This is a genomic window from Saccharothrix sp. ST-888 (assembly GCF_000955975.1).
Lineage (GTDB): Bacteria > Actinomycetota > Actinomycetes > Streptomycetales > Streptomycetaceae > Kitasatospora.
In genome coordinates this window covers 1-19,651 of the sequence record NZ_JYJF01000033.1, presented here as the reverse complement: position 1 = coordinate 19,651, position 19,651 = coordinate 1, and the positions used below count along the sequence as shown (strand labels likewise).

At 73.1% G+C, this 19,651-nt stretch carries 18 protein-coding genes and 1 pseudogene; 10 read left to right on the top strand and 9 right to left on the bottom strand.

Annotated features, from left to right (window positions below; genetic code table 11):
• Positions 1-38 precede the first annotated feature (38 nt).
• From UK12_RS13555 to UK12_RS13545, 3 genes are all read right to left on the bottom strand, one after another.
• The gene (locus UK12_RS13555) at positions 39-914 is read right to left on the bottom strand and encodes an alpha/beta fold hydrolase (protein ID WP_063838253.1); all 876 of its coding nucleotides are present in this window, start codon (positions 912-914) and stop codon (positions 39-41) included.
• A 155-nt stretch (positions 915-1,069) separates the two neighbouring features.
• Positions 1,070-2,056, bottom strand: coding sequence for a DUF4231 domain-containing protein (locus UK12_RS13550; RefSeq protein WP_045303171.1), 987 nt, complete (start codon positions 2,054-2,056; stop codon positions 1,070-1,072).
• A gap of 113 nt (positions 2,057-2,169) precedes the next feature.
• Entirely contained in the window at positions 2,170-2,943 is a 774-nt protein-coding gene (locus UK12_RS13545) for a sugar isomerase domain-containing protein (protein WP_045303170.1), read from the bottom strand.
• A gap of 210 nt (positions 2,944-3,153) precedes the next feature.
• Here UK12_RS13545 and UK12_RS13540 point away from each other — a divergent pair, with 210 nt between their 5' ends.
• Positions 3,154-3,846 (top strand): metal-dependent transcriptional regulator, encoded by a 693-nt coding sequence (locus UK12_RS13540; RefSeq protein ID WP_045303169.1) that lies wholly within the window; start codon positions 3,154-3,156, stop codon positions 3,844-3,846.
• Between the two features lie 599 nt (positions 3,847-4,445).
• Here UK12_RS13540 and UK12_RS13535 read toward each other — a convergent pair.
• Positions 4,446-5,141, bottom strand: a complete 696-nt coding sequence (locus UK12_RS13535; protein WP_045303168.1) for a bifunctional DNA primase/polymerase — start codon at positions 5,139-5,141, stop codon at positions 4,446-4,448.
• 327 nt (positions 5,142-5,468) lie between these two features.
• Here UK12_RS13535 and UK12_RS13530 point away from each other — a divergent pair, with 327 nt between their 5' ends.
• Positions 5,469-6,845, top strand: a complete 1,377-nt coding sequence (locus UK12_RS13530; protein ID WP_045303167.1) for a hypothetical protein — start codon at positions 5,469-5,471, stop codon at positions 6,843-6,845.
• A 258-nt stretch (positions 6,846-7,103) separates the two neighbouring features.
• Positions 7,104-8,375, top strand: coding sequence for a hypothetical protein (locus UK12_RS39675; RefSeq protein ID WP_052681856.1), 1,272 nt, complete (start codon positions 7,104-7,106; stop codon positions 8,373-8,375).
• Between the two features lie 55 nt (positions 8,376-8,430).
• Here the strand turns inward: UK12_RS39675 and UK12_RS13520 are convergent, their stop codons facing one another.
• A complete protein-coding gene (locus UK12_RS13520) occupies positions 8,431-9,744 on the bottom strand; it encodes an ABC transporter substrate-binding protein (RefSeq protein ID WP_045303166.1) in 1,314 nt (437 codons plus the stop codon).
• Positions 9,745-10,011: 267 nt separating this feature from the next.
• Between UK12_RS13520 and UK12_RS13515 the strand changes: the two genes are divergently transcribed.
• Both UK12_RS13515 and purU read left to right on the top strand, forming a co-directional pair.
• Positions 10,012-10,449, top strand: a complete 438-nt coding sequence (locus tag UK12_RS13515; protein ID WP_231591188.1) for an SCO4402 family protein — start codon at positions 10,012-10,014, stop codon at positions 10,447-10,449.
• Positions 10,450-10,665: 216 nt separating this feature from the next.
• A complete protein-coding gene (gene purU, locus UK12_RS13510; RefSeq protein ID WP_045303164.1) occupies positions 10,666-11,532 on the top strand; it encodes a formyltetrahydrofolate deformylase in 867 nt (288 codons plus the stop codon).
• A 32-nt stretch (positions 11,533-11,564) separates the two neighbouring features.
• Here the strand turns inward: purU and UK12_RS13505 are convergent, their stop codons facing one another.
• Complete coding sequence (locus UK12_RS13505) at positions 11,565-12,731, bottom strand: zf-HC2 domain-containing protein (RefSeq protein WP_045303163.1); 1,167 nt, start codon at positions 12,729-12,731, stop codon at positions 11,565-11,567.
• On the bottom strand, positions 12,728-13,468 hold the full coding sequence (locus UK12_RS13500) for a sigma-70 family RNA polymerase sigma factor (RefSeq protein WP_063838252.1): 741 nt from the start codon (positions 13,466-13,468) through the stop codon (positions 12,728-12,730). The genes UK12_RS13505 and UK12_RS13500 overlap by 4 nt, the downstream gene beginning before the upstream one ends.
• 583 nt (positions 13,469-14,051) lie before the next feature.
• On the opposite strand from UK12_RS13500, the gene UK12_RS13495 reads away from it, so the two are divergent.
• From UK12_RS13495 to UK12_RS13480, 4 genes are all read left to right on the top strand, one after another.
• Complete coding sequence (locus tag UK12_RS13495; protein ID WP_045303162.1) at positions 14,052-14,531, top strand: ATP-binding protein; 480 nt, start codon at positions 14,052-14,054, stop codon at positions 14,529-14,531.
• A gap of 523 nt (positions 14,532-15,054) precedes the next feature.
• Positions 15,055-15,582 carry a GNAT family N-acetyltransferase gene (locus UK12_RS13490; RefSeq protein WP_045303161.1) on the top strand — a complete coding sequence of 176 codons (528 nt, stop codon included), beginning with the start codon at positions 15,055-15,057 and terminating at the stop codon, positions 15,580-15,582.
• Between the two features lie 161 nt (positions 15,583-15,743).
• Complete coding sequence (locus UK12_RS13485) at positions 15,744-16,085, top strand: DUF4229 domain-containing protein (RefSeq protein ID WP_197084825.1); 342 nt, start codon at positions 15,744-15,746, stop codon at positions 16,083-16,085.
• A gap of 35 nt (positions 16,086-16,120) precedes the next feature.
• On the top strand, positions 16,121-17,194 hold the full coding sequence (locus UK12_RS13480) for a LacI family DNA-binding transcriptional regulator (RefSeq protein WP_156178699.1): 1,074 nt from the start codon (positions 16,121-16,123) through the stop codon (positions 17,192-17,194).
• Position 17,195: 1 nt separating this feature from the next.
• Here UK12_RS13480 and UK12_RS13475 read toward each other — a convergent pair whose 3' ends face one another.
• Positions 17,196-17,768, bottom strand: a complete 573-nt coding sequence (locus tag UK12_RS13475; protein ID WP_082119576.1) for a Uma2 family endonuclease — start codon at positions 17,766-17,768, stop codon at positions 17,196-17,198.
• Positions 17,769-17,813: 45 nt separating this feature from the next.
• Positions 17,814-19,031: an MFS transporter gene (locus UK12_RS13470; protein WP_045303158.1), complete on the bottom strand. Its 1,218-nt coding sequence runs from the start codon at positions 19,029-19,031 to the stop codon at positions 17,814-17,816.
• 279 nt (positions 19,032-19,310) lie between these two features.
• Between UK12_RS13470 and UK12_RS13465 the strand changes: the two are divergent.
• Positions 19,311-19,651, top strand: a pseudogene (locus UK12_RS13465) (penicillin-binding protein 2); the annotation flags it as partial.

Below are 19,651 nucleotides of genomic sequence, written 5' to 3'. Positions count from 1 at the left end.
CTGCGGGGCCCCGGAAGGCTGCTCCCTGCCAGCAGGGGTCACCTGGCCGAGCCCGCCGCCCATCTGAGTTCTTCGGCCATCACCCGCAGGGACCCGAAGTGGGCGGCGCCGGGCTCCAGGTAGAGCTCGGCGCCGGGGATGTGGTCGGCGAGCCACTGGGAGTGCCCGACCGGGGAGAACTGGTCGTCGGCGCCGTGCCAGAGCCTGGTCGGGACACCGATGTCCTCCACCTTGAAACCCCAGTGGCTGATGAAGGCCAGGGCGTCGTCGATCCAGCCGTACGCGCCGTACCGGAACGCCTCGCGATAGGTGTTCAGCAGCATCCGGCGGATGCCCGCGTCGGTGACCACCGTCCGGTCCGTGGGCGGGAGTTCGGGGACCAGACCCTTGATCAGGGCGGCCGGGTCGTCCTTGATCTTCCGGGACCTGACCTGGAAGGTGTCGACGAAGCGGTGCGGGCCGCGCTCGACCTCGCTGTAGCCGTGCCGGTTGGCCTCGGTCATCCCGGCGTACCAGTCGAGCCCCTCGGCGTGCCGGGGCGCCAGGCTGACCAGCGCGGACACCCTGGTCACCCGGTCGGGCAGCAGGGCCGCACAGGCCAGCGCGTGCGGCCCGCCGCCGGAGCGGCCCAGGACGGCGAATTCGCCGATGCCCAGCGCGTCCGCGATGGCCGTCACGTCGGCGGCCGCCGAGCTCACCCGGCGGCCGGGCAGCCGGGTGGAGTCCCCGTACCCGGGACGGTCGAAGGAGATCAGCCGGACGCTCAGCCGGTACAGCACCGAGGCGCGCGGCAGCGGGCCGACCCGGCTGCCGGGGGTGCCGTGCAGCAGGAAGACCGGACGGCCCTGCATGTGTCCGTGGGTGTCCACCGCCAGCCTGCGGCCGTCGGCGACCTGGACCAGGAGTTCCGCCACCGGTCTCTCCTTCGTCAGCGGGCAAGGATCCTGAAGGCGCCTCCTGGGGGCGTAGTCGGGTCCGCCGGATGTTCCGGCGGCCGCCCGCGGCGCTGGCGCGGTGCCCCGTGCCTCCGAGGAAGTGCTGTCCGGTACATGCCCACTGCGGGGGTTCGTCACCCTGCCACGTCCAGGTTGCGGACCTCGCGGCGCGCCTGCCAGGTGGTGTGCTCCCGCGAGATCGCGTCCTCGGCGTCCCTGGCGAGGCGGGCCCAGACCTCCTCGGCCTCCCCGGACTCCAGCTCCAGGCCGCTCAACTGGGCCTCGACCACGGCAAGTTCGGAGGCGGCCAAGGCGTAAGCGGCGGCCTGTGGCCGGTACTGGCGCAGCTGCGCCCAGGCGGCGATCGAGGCGGCGACGGCGGAGACCGTGCCGAGTGCGTCGTAGCTGAAGTACCCGAGTGCCCGCAGGACCGCCAGCCCGAGGCCGAGCAGCGGCAGCGCGATGCCGAGCAGGTTGGCCCAGCGGCTGGCGTTGGCGCACTGCCGGGCCTTGGCCCGGTACCAGTCGCGCTGGGTCTGCACCCGCTCCCGCAGGTAGACCTCGCGGCGGACCGCCAGCGGCTGCTCGCGCAGCGCCGCCATGGTCTCGGTGATCTGCGGGTGGTGGGCCGGGCGGCCGAGAAGGGGCCCGCGCCAGGCGGACAGCTCGGCCTGCACCCGGTCGAACTGCGGGATCGCCCGGGTGGTGCCGAACTGGCCGACGATCCCCCCGAGTTGCGCGTCGTACAGCCGCTCGGCATCCGGCAGGGTGCGCGGCGGTGGCTGATAGGCGTCGGCGCGCACGGCGTACTTCCAGGAGAGTGTCTTCACCGACTCGGCGGCGGCCCGGCCCTCGTACCAGAGGCCCTGCGGGTTCTGGCGGCTGACCACGGCGGCCATGACGACGGTGCACAGGTAGGCGAGGGCCGCGATCCAGGCCCAGAGCCTGCCGTCCGCCGAACCGGCGGCTGCCGCCGCGACCAGCAGCAGCAGCTCCCAACGGGAGAGCGCGACGGCCCGCCGCTGCCCCTGCAAGGAGGAGGAGTCGGCCGTCCAGAACAGCTCGGGCAGCAGTTCGCGCTCCTCGAAGCGCCGGTTCGACCGCCCTGACCCCGCTGCCATGTCGGCCCCCACCGCCTCCTCGCCGTGACCTCAGCAGGTACGTACTGCCCCGGACGGGAGGTCGGTACGCGTCCTGTCCGGCCAATCTCCGCAACCCGGCGCGGGCCTTCGGCTCACCCCTGTCCGGACGGGCCCGCCGGGTACGCGTAGTAGATCCGGTCGGCGTTCTCGGCCATCATCCGGGCGTTCCACTCGGTGCCGCCGTCCACGTTGCCGGAGCGGAAGAGCGGCGGGGTGATGCCCTTGTCGGCCAGCTTGCCGACCGCCGAGGCCACCACGGCCTGCATCAGCGCGCTGGTCACCACGGTGGAGACGGACCCGAAGCCGGTCCCGGCGTCGGGGTGGGACAGCTCGCCGTCGCCGACCGCGATCTTGCTGTCCAGCACCACGTCGCAGTGGTCCTTGAGATAGCTCCCGGAGGGGTGCTGGGAGGAGACCGCACCCGGGTATGCCAGCGAGGTGACCCCGATCACCCGCAGTCCGCGGGACCTGGCGTGCTGGGCGAGCTCGATCGGCATGACCTGGCGGCCGGAGAGCGAGATGACGAAGAGAAGATCTCCTTCGCGGGCGGGGGTGAGGTCGAGCGTCGCCGGAGCGAGGCCGGAGACCCGCTCCAGCGCGCTGCCGAGCGGGGCGGGCATCACGTTGACCCCGATCATGCCGGGCACGTTCAGCAGATTGATCACCACGAGCCCGCCGGACCGGTAGACCACGTCCTGGGCGGGCAGGGAGGAGTGCCCGGCGCCGAAGGTGAAGATCCGCCGGCCCTCCGCCACCGCGTCTGCCAGCAGCGATGCGGCCTGCTCGATGGCCCCGGCCTCCTCGGTACGGATTCGCTGGAGGTGGGCCACCGCGGCATCGAAGTACTGCCCGACCAGGTCGCTCATCAGATCTCCGTACCGTGCTGTGCGGTCGGGACGGTCCGGACCGCAGTTCGGGAAAAGCAATGGAGAAAGCTACGGCGAGCACCGTGCGGCCTGCGGTGGCCTGCTGTCAACAGGGACGAAATGCCCTGGGCACAGGGTCCGGGCGGCTCTGGTTGTCCCCGCAGTACGTCAGAATTGGCGTGAGGACACCGATGAACGGAGCCGGCTGCGATGTCTGGGCTGATCGACACCACTGAGATGTACCTTCGGACCATCCTGGAGCTGGAGGAAGAGGGCATCACCCCGATGCGCGCCAGGATCGCGGAGCGCCTGGAGCAGAGCGGCCCCACGGTGAGCCAGACCGTGGGCCGGATGGAGCGCGACGGCCTGCTGCAGGTCGCCGGTGACCGCCACCTCGAGCTGACCGAGGAGGGCCGCCGGCTCGCCGTCCGGGTCATGCGCAAGCACCGCATCGCCGAGTGCCTACTGGTCGACGTGATCGGCCTGGAGTGGGAGCAGGTGCACGAGGAGGCCTGCCGCTGGGAGCACGTGATGAGCGAGACCGTGGAGCGCAAGGTGCTCGCCATGCTCGGCCACCCCAACCAGTCCCCGTACGGCAACCCGATCCCCGGCCTGGACGAGCTGGGTGACCCCAAGGCGGAGGGCGAGGGCTTCGACGCCGCCCTGGTCACCCTGGACGCGGTGCAGCCCGGCGAGGGCGGGACCAGCGTCGTGGTCCGCCGGATCGGCGAGCCGATCCAGACCGACGAGGACCTGATGCGCACGCTGCGCCGGGCCGGTGTCCGTCCGGGCGCGACGGTGCAGGTCGCGACCGGGATCGGCGGCCTGCTGGTCGGCAGCGGCGAGAGCCCGGCCGAGCTGGGCAAGGACATCACGGCCCACGTCTTCGTCACCCAGTCGTAGGTTCCAGCAGTCGTAGGTTCCGGCGGCACCCTCGGGGCGGTCCGGTGGCTGCCCCGCATGCCCTGCCTGTGCGGCCACCCCGTCGCCCGGGACGAATGCCTGCGAGCCCGGTGCATCCCCGTGCACCGGGCTCCGCGGCCCTCCCCGCTTCCCTCCCTGATCCCCCGGCCCGTGCCACCCGACCGCCCCGAGCGCGATCCGTGTCACGGCCCCCCGGCTTCTCCCCGTTCACCACGCTCGGCTTCCCCGTCCGAGCGCCCTCCCGGTGATCCCCCGGTCCTGCTGCCCCCTGGTGCCTGATCCGGCCCCGGTGTCCCGCTGCTGCGCCGCCTTCCTGTTCTCTCGGACCGCCCCTCTCGTCGGAATTCCTCCCCTCGGCAGATCACCGCAATCCTTGAGCGCTGTCACTCGTACGAGGGGCTTTCGCGATGGGCGATCGGGTACACCGATCTCTTATCCGCACATGCGTCTGACGGGCCCTGTCTCCGGTGGGAGACAAGGCCCGTCAGGTGCGCGCGTGGTGTCGCGCAGCGCCGCCCCTCACCCGATAGGCGTAGGGCGGTGGTCCACGTGCGGCCGGACGGCCGACCGGGGAGGTCTCAGCGCACCGCCACCGGCTGGGTCCGCGGCGCGGCCGGTGCCGCCCCGCCCCGCCCGCAGGCGTACGCCAGTGGGCTGATCAGCTCGGTGGCGTCCGGCAGCCAGCGGTTCAGCGCGGACGGCGGCCGGGCCCACTGGGCGAACCGGTACGCGCCGACCCGGGACGGCGGGGCGACGATGAAGTCGCCCTCGCCGCGGGCCACCAGGTCGAGCCGGCCGGCGGCCCAGCCCTGCTTGCGAAGCAGCTCCGGCAGCTTGCTCTGCACCCCGGGCAGCACCAGGAAGTGCAGCCGTCGCCCGGTCTGCCCGGCCGCCGCCGGTACGGCCACCACCGGCCCCAGCTGCAGGCCCATCCGCTCCATCCGGGCCAGCGCCAGGCAGCCGGCCACCTCAGGGGCGTCCAGGACGTCGAAGGCGCGCCCGGTGGGCAGCAGGATCGAGGCCGACGGGTTCTCCGTCCACCACCGCCTGACCACGCCGGGGCCCGCGCTGGCCCGGCGGCGCCAGTCGGCGCTGGTGGGATGTGCGCCGGGGAGCGCACAGTTCGGCTCACCGCACGAGCAGCGCGTCGCACCGTCGCCCTCGATCAGCCATGCGCCGGGGGCGACTTCCCAGTGACGGTCCTCTGCGTATCTGACGGCTTCGATGAGCAGTGGGGGCAGATCCTGCTCCTGGGTTCCTGGGGTGTCTTCCACGTGCTGCTCAACTACCGTCTGTGAGTGGGGTTACGGCTGGGGCCGGGGAGGTCAGCGTGCCGCACGCGATGTCACCCGTACCGGTGAGAGCTCCCAACCTCGGTAGGGCGCAGTGCAGTCGAATGGGGGTCGCGCCCGGCGCAGCAGGGGGCGCACAGGGGCATTTGGCAGGGCGCGCGGGGAGTGGGGTCGTCACCGTGGGTATCCCGCAGGTGTTGCTGATCGCTAATCTGGGGTCAGAAGCCTTAACCGGTCGGCACGTCGGCACCAGAGCATGCAGAATCGTCGCCCGCCGGTCAGGGCCGGGGGCGTGGGGAGGCGAAACCCATGGCCGCGAGACCACTTGTCGCACGACAGCCCAACGAGCGCTTGCAGCAGCTGATCCAGGAGGCGAGCTGCTCGAACGCCGGCCTTGCCCGGCGGGTGAATCTCTGCGGCGCCGAGCACGGGCTCGATCTGCGCTACGACAAGACCTCGGTCGCCCGGTGGCTGCGTGGTCAGCAGCCGCGCGGCCAGGCACCCGCCGTGATCGCCGAGGCGCTGGGCCGCAAGCTCGGCCGGAGCGTCACGGTGGACGAGATCGGTATGGCGGACGGCAAGAACCTCAGCTCCGGCGTCGGGCTCCAGTTCGCGCCCACCCTGAGCGCCGCGCTGGAGCAGGTCTGCGAGCTCTGGCGCAGTGACGTCGGCCGCCGCGAGTTCCTGACCGGGGCGACGGTGGCCGCCTCCGCGCTGGTCGAGCCCAGCCGGGACTGGCTGATCACCCCGCCCGACCCGGTGGTGGCCAGGGCCGGCGGTCCCCGGGTCGGCCCGGCGGACGTGGCGGCGATCCGGGCGACCACCCAGATGCTGGTCGAGCTGGACCACCGCTTCGGCAGCGGCCACGTCCGTCCGGTGGTGGTGCACTACCTCAACAGCGTGGTCTCCGGCCTGATCGGCGGTGCGTACCGGGAGGAGACCGGGCGTCAGCTCTTCGCGGCGGTCGCCCGACTCACCGAGCTGGCGGGCTACATGGCGGTGGACACCGGCCAACCCGGCCTCGCCCAGCGGTACTACATCCAGGCGCTGCGGCTCGCCCAGGCGGCGGACGACCGCGGGTACGGCGGCTATGTGCTCGCCGCCTCGATGAGCCACCTGGCGGCGACCCTCGGCAACCCGCGCGAGATCGCCCAACTCGCCCGCGCCGCACAGGAGGGCGCCCGCTCGGTGGCCACCCCGACGGCGATGGCGATGTTCTACGCGGCGGAGGCCAGGGGGCACGCCCTGCTCGGCGACGCCCGCTCCTGCGAGGCGGTGGCCACCAAGGCGCTGGCCGCCATGGAGCAGCGCAACCCGGAGGACGACCCCGACTGGATCGTCCACTTCGACGAGGCGTACCTGGCGGACGAGCTGGCGCACTGTCACCGGGACTTGGAGCAGGCCGCCCAGGCCGAGCGCTACGCCCGCACCGCCCTCGAACTCCACCCGCCGACCCGGGTCCGGCGCCGGGCGGTGGACCTGGTGCTGCTGGCGACCGCCCAACTCCAGCAGCGCGATGTGGAACGGGCCTGTGAGACCGGGGCGCAGGCCGTCCGGCTGCTCAGCGGGCTGCGGTCGAACCGGGGGGTGGAGTACCTGGACGACTTCCGGCGCAGGCTCGAACCGTACCGGGACAACCGGGTGGTCAGGGAGTTCCAGGCCCGTGTCGACGTGGAGGCCGCGTGAGAGAAGACCGGCCCGCGTAGTCACCCGTGCCGGTGAACAGGTAGCGTGGGCCCGATATTCGGCGTGAGAAGCGTCGTCCGGCGTCGTCAGCGCCGCCGAGCGTGCCGAGTAGTCGTGGTCCGCCGTCAGCGAGCGCGCGGAAGAACCGAGGAAGGCCCGGGTGCAGACGCGGTTGAGACGGTGCGGGCGGCAGGGTGCCGCCCGGCTGCCGTCGCCTGCCCGCGCATGCCAGGTGCCACGCACAGGTGAGGAATCGCGTTGAGCCAGCGCCGCTCGTACTCCAGCTCCAACGACTTCAACCTGGACGACCTGTTCCGCCCCGAGCCGGGCGGTGCGCAGGGCGCGCCGCCACCGCAGCAGCAGGACGTACCCACCGAGCAGTTCCAGGGCGGTCCCGAGTACCTGGGGGGCGGCGGGGTGCCGCACCAGGGCGGGCAGCTGCCGCAGCCCGACACGGCCGCGGCGACGCAGTACCTGCCGCCGTACCCGGCCGGCGACCCGGCGGCCGGTGGCGGGCTGCCCCAGCAGCCGATGCCGGGCCAGCCCCCGATGGGCGGTCCGGCGGCCGGGCAGCCCTCGTACGGCGGGCAGCAGCAGTTCGGTGCCCAGCAGCCGTCCTTCGGCGGGCAGCAGCAGTTCGGTGCTCCGGAGCAGTTCGGCGCTCCTGAGCAGTTCGGCGGCCCGGGGCAGTCGTTCGGCGGGCAGCAGGGCGTGCCCGGCCAGCCGCCGATGGGCGGTCCGGCGGGCGGCCAGCCCTCGTACGGCGGGCAGCAGACCTTCGGTGGCCAGCAGTTCGGGCCGCCGCAGCAGCCGTACGCGGGTGCGCCCGCGCAGGGCTTCCCGCCCCCGCCCCCGGCGTACGCGCCCAGCGTGGAGGACGGCGGCGGGCGTCGTTCCAACAAGCTGCTGATCGGTGGGGCAGCCGTCGCCGGAGTGGCGGTGGTGGCCGTGGTGGCCGCCCTGCTGATGAGCGGCGGTGACAACACGACCGGTGGTACCGGCGCCAAGACGACGCCGGTGGCCAAGGTCGCCGACAGCTCGGCGAGGCCGTCCGCCGGTGGCAGCGCCGCGGCGGCCGACCCGGCGCTGAAGGCCCAGGCCCAGGCGCTCTCCGACCTGCTGGGCAAGGCCAGTTCCAGCCGCCAGGCCGTCATCGGGGCGGTGGACGCGGTCGGCAAGTGCCAGCAGCTGCCGGACTCGCAGCAGGCGCTCACCCAGGCGGCCGCCCAGCGTGACCAGTTGGTCGCCGGGCTGAACGGGCTGAAGGTCGACAAGCTCCCGAGCGGCGCGCAACTGGTCGAGCAGCTGCAGAAGGCCTGGCAGGCGTCCGCCACCGCCGACCGCGAGTACGCGGGCTGGGCCGGTGACTCGATCGCCTCCTGCGACCCGTCCAAGAAGGACAACCCGCACCTCAAGGCGGCCAACGACGCCAGCGGTACGGCGACCACGGCCAAGACCCAGGCCGCCACCCTCTGGAACGCCGTCGCGTCCCAGACCGGCCTGCCCACCAAGGACAAGAGCGAGCTCTGAGCCCGGGGCCGGCGAGGCCGTTCCGGGGACGGCGGCGGTCCGGCCGGACGGGTGCCTAGGCCGGCGGCTTGTCGCCGGCGAGGACCCAGCGGACGTCGACGAAGCCCGGGTGCGGCTCGGTCAGGCGTCCGTCCTTGACCTGCTGGTAGGTGACCGAGGTGTTCACCAGCCGGGGCGAGTCCGCGCTGGCCAGCATGCTGGTCGTGCCCCAGGCGAGCGGCGGGGTGGCACCGGCGGTGTCGATCGGCTCGCCGCCGTCCAGGACGTTGCGGAGCGTCTTCGTGGTGAGCGGCTTCCCGTCGCCGATCCGTGCGGCGGCCTGCCGGACGACCTCATACGCGACCCAGGTGGTCTGCACGCCGGGGTCGGAGACGTCGATCGGGGCGTCGCTGCTGCCGTACCCGTGCACGGTCGCCCGCAGCGCGTCCCAGACGTGCGAGCTCTCGGGCGGGTACCAGCCGGTCGCGTAGGCGCCGCCGAGCGGCCCGCTGTCGCCGCCGGTGGAGTCGACCACCGACTGCTGGAAGCTGCCGATCACCGAGGCCAGCACGGTGTTCCTGGGCCCGAGCCGCCGGTACGGGTCGAGCAGGTTGGAGGTGGCTTCGGCGCCGAGTGCGCTGGTGATGCAGCTGCCTGGCCTGTCCCCGCCGATGGCCTTGGCCGCGATGGCGGCGTAGTCGCTGGACTGCTCGGGCGCCCTGAGGTCGACCAGCTTGACGTTGGCGGACTTGAGCGCCCCGGCGAGGTAGCCGAGCAGGGTGTCGCCCGCCCGGGTGTCGGGGCGGATCAGGGTGACCGTCCGGCAGCCCGCCTCGACCAGTTGGAGTCCGCTGCCCGCGATCAGCGCGGGCAGCCCGCCGTCCACGGGGTAGGAGAGCGGGCTGCTGAACTCCGGGGTGGAGAGCCCGTACCCGCCGATGTACGGGATCCCGGCGGCCTCCAGTGCGGGGATGAAGTTGCTGCCGTACTGGCTGTACGAACCGACCACGGCGACGGCGTGGGCGGTGACCGCCTGCTGGGCACAGGCGGTGGCGCCGTCGGCGGTGTTGTGCTCGTTGCAGGTCAGGATGGTGACCGGGTGGCCGGCCAGGCCGCCCGTGGCGTTGAGTTCGCGGCCGATCGCCTGGGCGAGTGCGGTCATACCGGGCCGGTCGGCGGAACCGGTGTCGGCGGGCGCCCAGGTCATCAGGGTCACCGGCCGGTCGGCGTTGGCGACGGCGTCGGCGGGGCCACCGCAGGCCGAGGCGGTGAGGAGCGCGGGCAGCAGCGCGGCGGTCGCGGCCAGCGCCCTTAAGGTGCGCCGGGGGTGGCGCACGGACCGCCGGGCACCGGTCGAGTGCCGCTGTTCGGGATGTCCGCTCGGTTCCATGCTGGTGTGCCCCTTCCCGGGTCACTCGCGTACGGCGCCGTTCAGCCTTGACCGGGCCGGGTGCAGGGAGAGGGACGTCGGGTGAATGCCGGACCAACTGACCAGGAACTCCAGGTGTGATCATGGAACGACGCGTGTAGAGCGCGTGTAGAGGGCTAACCGTGGGGGAACGTACGATCGTTGCTCATGTCCGCCACTTCAGATTCTTCGTACCGGTCTGCCCGAAACTCTTCTCGTGGCGCGCACCGCTCCAGCACGATGGGCGGCATGCCGCTCAACGACCTGCCCTGGTGGCGCTGGCGATCCCGACTCCGCTCCGCGCTGCACATGCTGTCCGACCCCGCCTTCCAGCAGCAGACCTGGCTGGCCGGGCACGGCGGCTACGGCGATGTGACCGACGCCGTCTACCGGCTGGTGGAGGACACCTGGCTGGACCGCTGGTCGGCCGAGAAGTACGTCGGCACCATCTTCCGGGACGCCGCCGAGGCGGCGCTGGTGGACCATGCGGTCCTCCGGGTGCTGCGCATCCTGCACGCCGTCGGCGCGGACGCCCCCGCCGCGAGCTACCTGGCCCACCCGGACTGGCCGGAGGCCGTCCGGGCGGCCCGTGAGGCGCATGTGGCGCTGGCGGTGAGCGACGGCGACGACCCGGACGCGGCGCCGCGTTCGCTGGAGGTGCTCCGCATCCTCACCAGGATCGTCTAGCCGCCGGGGGCGGCCGTCCAGGGGCGGTGCCCGGCAGGGCGCGGGCAGCCGCTCGCGGGGCGGGCGCCGACCGTCCCCGCTCTCCGGCCCGCACGGGGTCCCGCGCCCCGGCGGGGAGCGCGTTCCGGATGACGGGCAGTGCGACGAGCGGCGTCCGATATGTGACACCCTGGACCGCCTGCGCACCCACCGACCTCAGAACGGGAACCCCACACCGTGGAACAGCAGCCGGCCAGCACCCAGTACGTCCTCACGCTGTCCTGCCCCGACAAGCAGGGGATCGTGCACGCGGTCTCCAGCTACCTCTTCATGACCGGCTGCAACATCATCGACAGCCAGCAGTTCGGCGACGGCGACAGCGGACTGTTCTTCATGCGGGTGCACTTCTCGGCCGAACAGCCGGTCAACACCGAGAAGCTGCGCGCCAGCTTCGCCGCGATCGGCGCCTCGTTCCGGATGGACTGGCAGATCCACCCGACCGACGAGCGGATGCGCGTCATCCTGATGGTCAGCAAGTTCGGCCACTGCCTGAACGACCTGCTGTTCCGCACCCGGATCGGCGCCCTCCCGATCGAGATCGCGGCCGTGGTCTCCAACCACACCGACTTCCGTGAGCTCACCGAGTCGTACGGCGTCCCGTTCCACCACATCCCGGTCACCAAGGACACCAAGGCCGAGGCCGAGCAGCAGCTGCTCGACCTGGTCGCGGAGGAGCGGGTGGACCTGGTCGTGCTGGCCCGCTACATGCAGGTGCTCTCGGACGACCTGTGCAAGGCGCTCTCCGGCCGCGTGATCAACATTCACCACTCCTTCCTGCCGAGCTTCAAGGGCGCCAAGCCGTACCACCAGGCGCACGCCCGGGGCGTGAAGCTGATCGGTGCGACCGCGCACTACGTCACCGCCGACCTGGACGAGGGCCCGATCATCGAGCAGGAGGTGGCCCGGGTCACCCACGACGTGACACCGGACCAGCTGGTGGCGCTCGGCCGGGACGTCGAGTGCCAGGCGCTGGCCCGCGCGGTGAAGTGGCACAGCGAGCGCCGGGTGCTGCTCAACGGCAGCCGCACCGTCGTCCTCGGCTGACCGCCGGCCGACCGCCCCGGACGGGACGGACCCTACGGCCGGGAGAGCAGCAGGGTGGCCCGGAGGACCTCCCGGATCGCGGCCCGGTCGCCGAACTCCCCGACCATCAGGTGGTCGGGGTCGTGGTGGGCGGCCGCCAGGCGGCAGAAGTCCAGGCCGTCCAGGACCATCGAGGCGACCGGGTCGGCCCGGCCCGGCGGTGACTCGAGGCCGTCCAACGGGATGAGCCACTCCCCGCCGCCCGGCCCGTCGGCGACCATCCGGACCACCCGCCCGGGTACCGGCGACCCGCCGGCCTCGGCCGGTGGCGGCTCGGGCCGGCGCAGCGCGGCCAGCGCGAACGGGAGCATCCGGGCGGCCAGGTCGATCATGGACCGCAGGTGCTTCGGGACCGGTGGCGGATAGGGGTAGTCCACCGCGCGGGCGATGTCGTCCCCGTGGATCCAGCACTCGAAGGCCCGGTCGAGGAAGGCGTCGCGCAGCGGCACGGTGGCGAAGCCGAAGTCGACCGGAGCGGCCCCGTCGGCCTTCAACGCGGCGCTGCGGACCAGGGCGTGGCTCTGCCGCCGCCACATCGAGCGGACGGCCGAAGGCTCATACCCGGCCCGGTCGGCCATCAGCCGCTCACTGCGTTCCAGCACCCCGAGCCGCCCGCCGTCCTGCGGCGGCGCCTGCGCCGGACCGGCCGGTCCGCTCGGCAGCGGCACCAGGTCCGCAGCGGAGGCGGTCTCGGCCGCCCCCGCCACCGGGTCGGGCAGTCCGAGGGCGGGGGCCAGCAGGCCGTCAACCGCCGTGAGGTGACAGAGCACCTCGGCCGGACGCCAGCGCTGCAGCCCGCCGTGCCAGGGGAGTTCGGCGACCTCCTGCCACTCCTCGGGGCCCAGGTCGCGCAGCAACGCGTCCAGCTTGGCGGTCTCGGTCGCGTACGGCGCGGCCCAGGCCGGGACGGGCAGTCCGGCGGGCCGCCGGGCCAGGCACCAGTCGAGCACCTGCTGGCGGAGCGACCCGGGCGGGTCGAGCGGGTCGTCGGCGGAGAGCCGGGCGGCGGCGTCCCGCAGCCGGGCGGCCTCCTCGGCGCACTCCGGGCAGAGCGTCAGGTGCTGGGCGACCTCGGCGGCCTCCCGGCGCGGGCAGGCGTCCAACGCCCAGGCACCGAGCAGGGAGCGCAGGGCCTCGTGCTGCGCGCCGTCGACGCTCATGTGCTCGCCCCCGCCGCGTCCGTCCGCCTGCGCTCCGCATGTGCGCGCACCGGGCACGCAGGCTCCGCGCCGGTGCGCCCGGCGTCCGGACCTACCGGTTCGGTGCGCCCGGCGCGTTCGCGTGCCACCGCGCTCCCGGGCACTCCGCCACTGCTCCCGTCCGCGCTCCTGCCCGCGCCGGTCTCCTCGCTGTCGCCCTCGCTGGCGCCCTCGCCGTCGTCCCGGCCGAGTGCGCCGGCCAGCAGCTGCAACCCGAGCCGGATGCGCTGCTTGGCGTCCTGCTCGCTGATGCCCAGCCGCAGGGCCGTCTCCTGGTAGGTGCGGCCGTCGAAGTACGTCACCGCGAGGGTCTCGCGCAGCGGGTCGGGCAGGGACTCGACGACGTACTGCGTCCGGGCCGCACCGGCCCGGGCCTGGAGCTCGCGGTCGTCGGTGTGCAGCAGGCGCAGCCGGTCGAGGGCCCGACGGCGGGTCAGCGCGCCCAGCCAGGAGCGCAGTGAGCCCTGCGCGGGGTCGAAGGACTCGGGGTGTTCCCAGAGGTGGGCGAAGACCTCGCGGGTGAGCTGCTGGGCGGCCTTGCGGTCCTCCAGAATGCAGCCGGCCAGGCCGTGCACCAGCGGTGCGAAGCGGTCGTACAGCTCGCCGAGGGCGGTCTCCTCGCCGCGCGCGAGGCGCCACCGGATCTGCTCGTCCCACTCCGGGGCGGTCCGACGCGGGCTGGACGCGGCAGCGGCCATGGCCCCTCCCTCGTCCGTGGATCGGGTCCGGTCTGCTGGGCCGGTGCCCTGCGGCTGGGTGTTTCTCTGCGCCTTCGGCCCCACGTTATCCCGGAGCCTTTCCGGGCCGTGGGGGAATCCTCGGAAGAAGAGGAGGAAATGTGTCTGATCGTCAGATAGTGATAATGCAGTCGATGTCGATGTTCGACGGACCGTGGACAGATGTAGGAAGGGTGGTTCGCTCGTGGCGATCACCGGATCCGGGGCTGGTGGCGGTACGTTCGTTACGCTCGTGCACAGGGTGTGAACCGGGCCTCGTCGGTCCACCGGACGAGCGCCGGTGCGAAGCTCGTCAGAGTGAGCGGGACAGTATGCACTGCACTGTCCCTCGATCGCTGGAATATGCCCGAAGCGCTTGCTGCGTCCGATCTGCCGGATCATCCTGAGGCGTATTCGTGACGAAGCCATGGGCGGTTCGAGCCATGGGCAGTCCGATCGGGCCTCGGGACGCTCGTGGCCTGCCGGACCGGCGTGATCAAGTGCCCTGCTGCCCGGGTCGGGCAGCCGGGAGAGTGGCCGAACTGCGAGTGCGGGTGGTGGAGCGGTGCAGGTACTTCAGGTACAGCTGGCGGTCCAGGCGGACCCGGCAGAGGTGGGCCGGGCGCGCCGATGGGTGCGCTCGCGCCTCCAGGGCCAGGGAGTGGAGCCGGACGAGCAGCTCGCCGAGACCATCGTCCTGGTGGTGTCGGAGCTGGTGACCAACGCCGTGGTGCACACCGGCTGTCCGGCGGTGCTCAGGCTCTCCATGCCGCTCTGCTGTCCGGGTGTGGACGGCATGGAGGCGCCGCGAGTCGTCGCGGTGCGGGTCGAGGTGGCGGACGCCAGCCGGACCGCCCCGGCGCCCCGGCACGCGCCCGGGGACGCGACCAACGGCCGGGGGCTCGAACTGGTCGAGATGCTCTGCGACCGCTGGGGCTGGTACCCGGACGGTTCGGGCAAGCGGGTCTGGTGCGAGATCGGGCCGACCCCGGCGGCCGACCACGCGGCCGAGCAGGCCCCGGCGGCCGGCGCGTACGCCCGCTGATCCGAGCGCCGCTCCGGCCACCGGGCCGGCCGCCGTGGCGCTCCTCGGTGCGGCACTCTGACGCCGCGTCATGATCGTTGCCTCGCAGCAGGCGCGCGAGGTGCGGCGGGTGCCATCCGCGCCTCCGTCGCGCGGACCGCGCACCACCCGGTCGGGAAATGCGCCGCAACCATTCCGAATTTCAGACAACCCATTGACGTGACGTATCCGACTGATCACTCTTGGGTGCAGCTCTCCGTTGCGAGGGGACGTCGAGGGAGCATCCGAGCCGGGTCAGCAGGGGGATATCTGTGGCTGCCGGTCGCCCGGGTGTGCTCCTCGGCGAGTGCGGAGCGCGCGTGCGCGGGTTCAGGGCCCGCGCCCCGGAGGGATGGCGGCCCGTGCCGTGCTCGGGGTGCGTACGACGTGCCGCCATCCGCTCCGGCTTCCGCACCCGTCCGGGAGACTCCGCCACCGTCGGCCGGTGCCGGTCGAAGCGGGCCCGTAACGGCACTGTCGTAATGGGTGGTTAGGCTCTGGACCCATGACGCTGACCTTCACTCTGGATCCCGACCTGACCCCCGGGCTGCAGGCCGACATCGTCAGTCTCTGGACGGAGGTGAGCAACGCCGGCGGCGCGGTCGGCTTCGTGCCGCCGGTCACCGAGGACGAGGTCCGGGTCAGGGCGCAGAGGCAGTTCGCCGGGGTCGGCCCGGGCCGGCCCGACCGGCTGCTGGTCGCCCATGAGACCGGGACGGGGATGCTCGCCGGAGTCCTGTTCTTCAAGGACATGCGCTTCGAGCTGATGGACCACTGGCGGATGCTGAAGCGGGTCATGGTGCACCCGAAGCTCCAGGGCCGCGGCTACGGCGCCGACCTGATGGCCGAGGCCGAGCGGATCGCGCGGAGCTGGGGCCTGGACGGCCTGCGGCTCACCCTGCGCGGCGGGCTCGGACTGGAGAAGTTCTACGGCTGCTGCGGGTACGTCGAGGTCGGCCGGGTACCGGGCGCGATCCGGGTCGCGCCCGGCGACGACCGCGACGACGTCACCATGTGGCTCGACCTCCGCTGATCCGGCACCGGCCGGGCCCGCCCGCCGGCCTCCGGCGGCGGGCGGGCCCGGCCGGGGTGGCCCTGCGGGGCCGACTGTGAGGCATGCTTCACTGGAAGACCGGCGCGTACACCGCGCCGCCCCGACCGGCCGGCCGCACCCACGCAGTAAGGACGTCAACCGTGAGCAGCAACGTGAGCAGCAGGAAGCACGCCACGCTCCGCTACACCTCCATGCGGGCCAGCATCTTCCTCGGCTGCCTGATGGTCGCCCTGCTGCTGGGCCACTTCCAGGTGATCCCGGTGGCCGGCGCCACCGGAATCGTCTTCCTGGTGCTGCTCGCCGCACTGGTGTCCGCCCCGCTCAGCTATGTGCTGCTCAGCAGGCAGCGGGACGAGATGTCGGCCCAGATCTCCGAGAAGGTCTCCGGCATGCGCAGCCGCACCGCCGAGCGGATCGCCGCGCAGAACGCCGAGGAGGACGCGGCGGACGAGGCCGCCCGCTCGGTGACCGCGCAGGCCTGACAGCCGGCTGCCGTACCGCCGACCCGATCAGCACCGTGACCGCCGCAGACCCGACCTCGGATCCCGCCGCCCTCGACCCCGCAGGGTCGGAGGGCGGATCTCCCGTGCCCGGGCGCAGGCCCACCGGGCGGGACGTGGCACGCCTGGCCGGTGTCTCGCAGGCGACCGTCTCGCTGGTCTTCTCCGGCTCCGAGTCCGGCCACCGGGTCTCCGAGGCCACCCGGGAGCGGGTCCGCGAGGCCGCCCGCAGCCTCGGGTACCGGCCGCAGGCGGCGGGGCGCCAACTGCGGCTCGGCCGTAGCGGGATGATCCTGCTCGCCGTACCCAACATCCTCGGGCCGTTCTTCGGCCGGGTGCTGGTCGGCGTCCACGAGGAGGCCGGGAAGCACGGCCTGGCCGTGGTGGTCAGCTCCGGCTGGGGCAGTGCGACGCTCGCCGAAGCGGCCACCACCAGCCGCTTCGACGGTCTGCTGATCTGCTCGCCCGACGACAGCCAACTCGGCGAACTGCCCGCCGACACCCCCGCCGTGTTCCTCGACGCCGACCCCTCGGGTCTGCTGGGCAGCCGGGCCAGGCCCACCGTCGAACTCGACGTGGCGGGCGGCATGCGGGCCGCCGTCGAACACCTCGTCGGCCTCGGCCACCGGCGGATCGGCCATCTGCGCTCGACCCACTCCGCGTACACCTTCCGGGTCCGGCAGGCCGCATTCGAGGCCGCCGCCAAGGGACTTGAGGTGGTCGAGGTCGGGGTCACCCTCAACGAGGGGCAGCGGGCCGCCCGTTCAGCCGCGTACCAGCTGCTCGGCGCGCCCGACCGGCCGCGCGCGGTGATCTGCGACGACGACGTGGTGGCCTCCGGCCTCTACCAGGCCGCCGCCGACCTCGGCCTGCGCATCCCGGCCGACATCTCCGTGGTCGGCATCGACAACATCCCGGTGGCCGACCTTCTCGCCCCGCCCCTCACCACCGTCGACCTCCCCGGCGAGGCGCTCGGCCGGGTGGGCGTGGCCGCGCTGGCCGCCCTGCTGCGCGGCGAGGAAGCTCCGGCGACCGGGCCCCTGGCCACCACTCTGGTCGTGCGCAGCTCCACGGCGGCGGCCGGAGGCTGAGTCAGCTCCGGTACCGGGGGAGGGCGCTGGTCGAGAGGGTCAGACCGTCCAGCGTGGGCAGGGTGATGTCCTCGCCGTACCGACCGGGCACGGCCGACCGGTAGGTGCCGTCGCGCGGATCGCCGTGCAGGATCCAGGTGCCGTTCCTGGGATCGATCAGGAGGTAGGCCGGGACGCCTGCGGCCGCGTACCAGTCGACCATGTCGTCGGTGTCCTTGCGGCTGTTGCCCTTGGAGACCACCTCGACGACGAGCTCGGCGTCGGCGGGGTCGGCCAGCCAGTCGTCTGCTTCGCCGAACGCTACCGGCAGGACCGTGATGTCCGGTGTCGCGTAGTCGTTCGGGTCTTCGGGCATCGCAATCGAGACCACCTCGAAGGCGCCGAGTTCGTTGTCGAGTTGCGCCTCAAGCTGGTTGCGCAGCAGGCGGGTGACCCCGGCATGAGCCCCGCGGGGCGTGGGCGACATCATCAGGACCCCTCGGATGATCTCGGCGCGCAGGCCGGTCGCCTGCTCGGCCTGCTCGGCAAGCCGGCGAAGCGACGTCATCTGCTGCTCGGGGTGGGTGAGAGTCATGCCGGTCCTCCTTCGCTCGTCACCCATGCTAGGTGTCCCGGGCGGTCAGGGGACCGGCACCGGCTCGTTCGCCGGATCGGGTGAGCTCGGCAGCGCAGGGTGGAAGAGCCGGCGGGTGCCGAGCAGCAGCAGGCCGCCGAGGCAGATGCCGGCGGTGGCGCAGAGCGCGACGGTGCGCAGGGAGTCGGCGACCAGGGCGCCCGAGACCGCGTAGCCCGCCGCGTTGCCGGTGGCGAAGAGGGTGACCAGCCAGGCGAAGGCCTCGGTGACGGTGCCGGTGGGGGCGAGCTCGGCGACCAGGACGAAGGCGGCGGCGAGCAGCGGGGCCAGTCCGATGCCGGAGAGGAAGGCCAGGGCGGCCATCGGGATCGGGCCGGGGAGCAGGAGCAGGGGCAAATAAGAAGCGCCCATGGCGAGGGCGATCACCCAGGTGCGGGTGGCGGTGGTGCTGCGCCACCTGACCGCGCCGTAGGCGAGCGCGCCGAGCAGTCCGCCGAGTGCGGCCAGGGCGAGCAGGGTCCCGGCGCCGCCGGGCAGGCCGCCGCGGTGGTTCTCGGCGTACGCGATGAACAGGACGTTCTGCGAGCCGACGGCCCAGCCGGCGCCGGCGAGGCCGATCAGCAGCACGACCAGGCCGGGGGAGCGCAGCGGCCCGAGCAGTCCGGCGGAGGACTCCCGGACGGGGGCCCGCCAGGCGCGGGCGGGTGCGGCGGTGGCGACCACCAGGACGCCGATCAGGCCGAGCGCGGCGGCCGTCCACAGGGCTGTGGACGGCCCGAAGAGCGCGGAGATCCCGGCCACCGCGAGCGGGCCCGCGACGTAGAGGATCTGCTGGGAGGCGGAGTCGAAGGCGTACGCGGTGTCGAGCTGCTCCTCCTCGACCACGGCGGGCCACAGGGCGCGCAGGCAGGGTTCGAGCGGCGGCATGGCGAGTCCGGCTATCGCGGCGCCGGCGGGAGCGGCGATCGGCGACCCGGGGGCGAGGGCGAGCAGGGCGTAGCCGAGTCCGGCGACCACGGCGGAGCCGAGCAGGACCCGGGGCTGTCCGGTGCGGTCGACGATCCGGCCGAGGACGGGGCCGCCGATCGCGGCGGCGATCGCGTACGCGGCGGTGGCCAGGCCGATCCTGCTGTACGGGGTGTGCGCCTCGCGCAGGGCCAGGGCGATGACCAGGGCGGTCATGCCGGCGGGGAGGCGGCCGAGCAGGGTGCCGAACAGGAGGCGGGTCACATGGGGTGCGCGGAGCAGGGCGAGGTAGCCCATGGCGGATGGTTCTCCCGTTCGGGGCGGCAGGGGAAAGCGGCAGGGGGAAGGGTGGGATCGTCTGCCAAGTTATACGTATAACCCGAATCGGGTCAATCGGCGGCGGGCCGACGCCACCCGTGGCCGGGCCGGGTGTGGCGCTGGTCGCATCGGGAACTGGGGCGCGGGCACCGGGCGTCCGTCTGTCCGGAAGACGCGAATTCGCCAGGCCGCCTGGGACCGACGGCCGTGACCAGGCCGCCGTCCACGAGCCCGGCTCGGCGGCCGTACAGGATACGGATGAAGACCCCGACCCCCCGTGACGCCATGCAGCGGCCGCTGCGCCGCGCCGCCACCTTCTGCCTGCTGCTGGTGCTGGCCCTGATGGCGCGCGCCACCTGGCTGACCGTCGCCAAGGCGGACTCGTACGACAGCAATCCAGCGAACGCCCGGCTGGCGATCGAGCGGTACGGCAAGCCGCTGGGGAACATCCTGGCCGGCGGCCGGCCCGTGACCGGCTCCACCCCGACCGGCGGTGAACTCGCCTACAAGCGCAGCTACCTCGACGGCCCGCTGTACGCGCCGGTGACCGGCTACAGCTCGCAGGCGTACGGGTCGACGCAGTTGGAGAGTCTCTACTC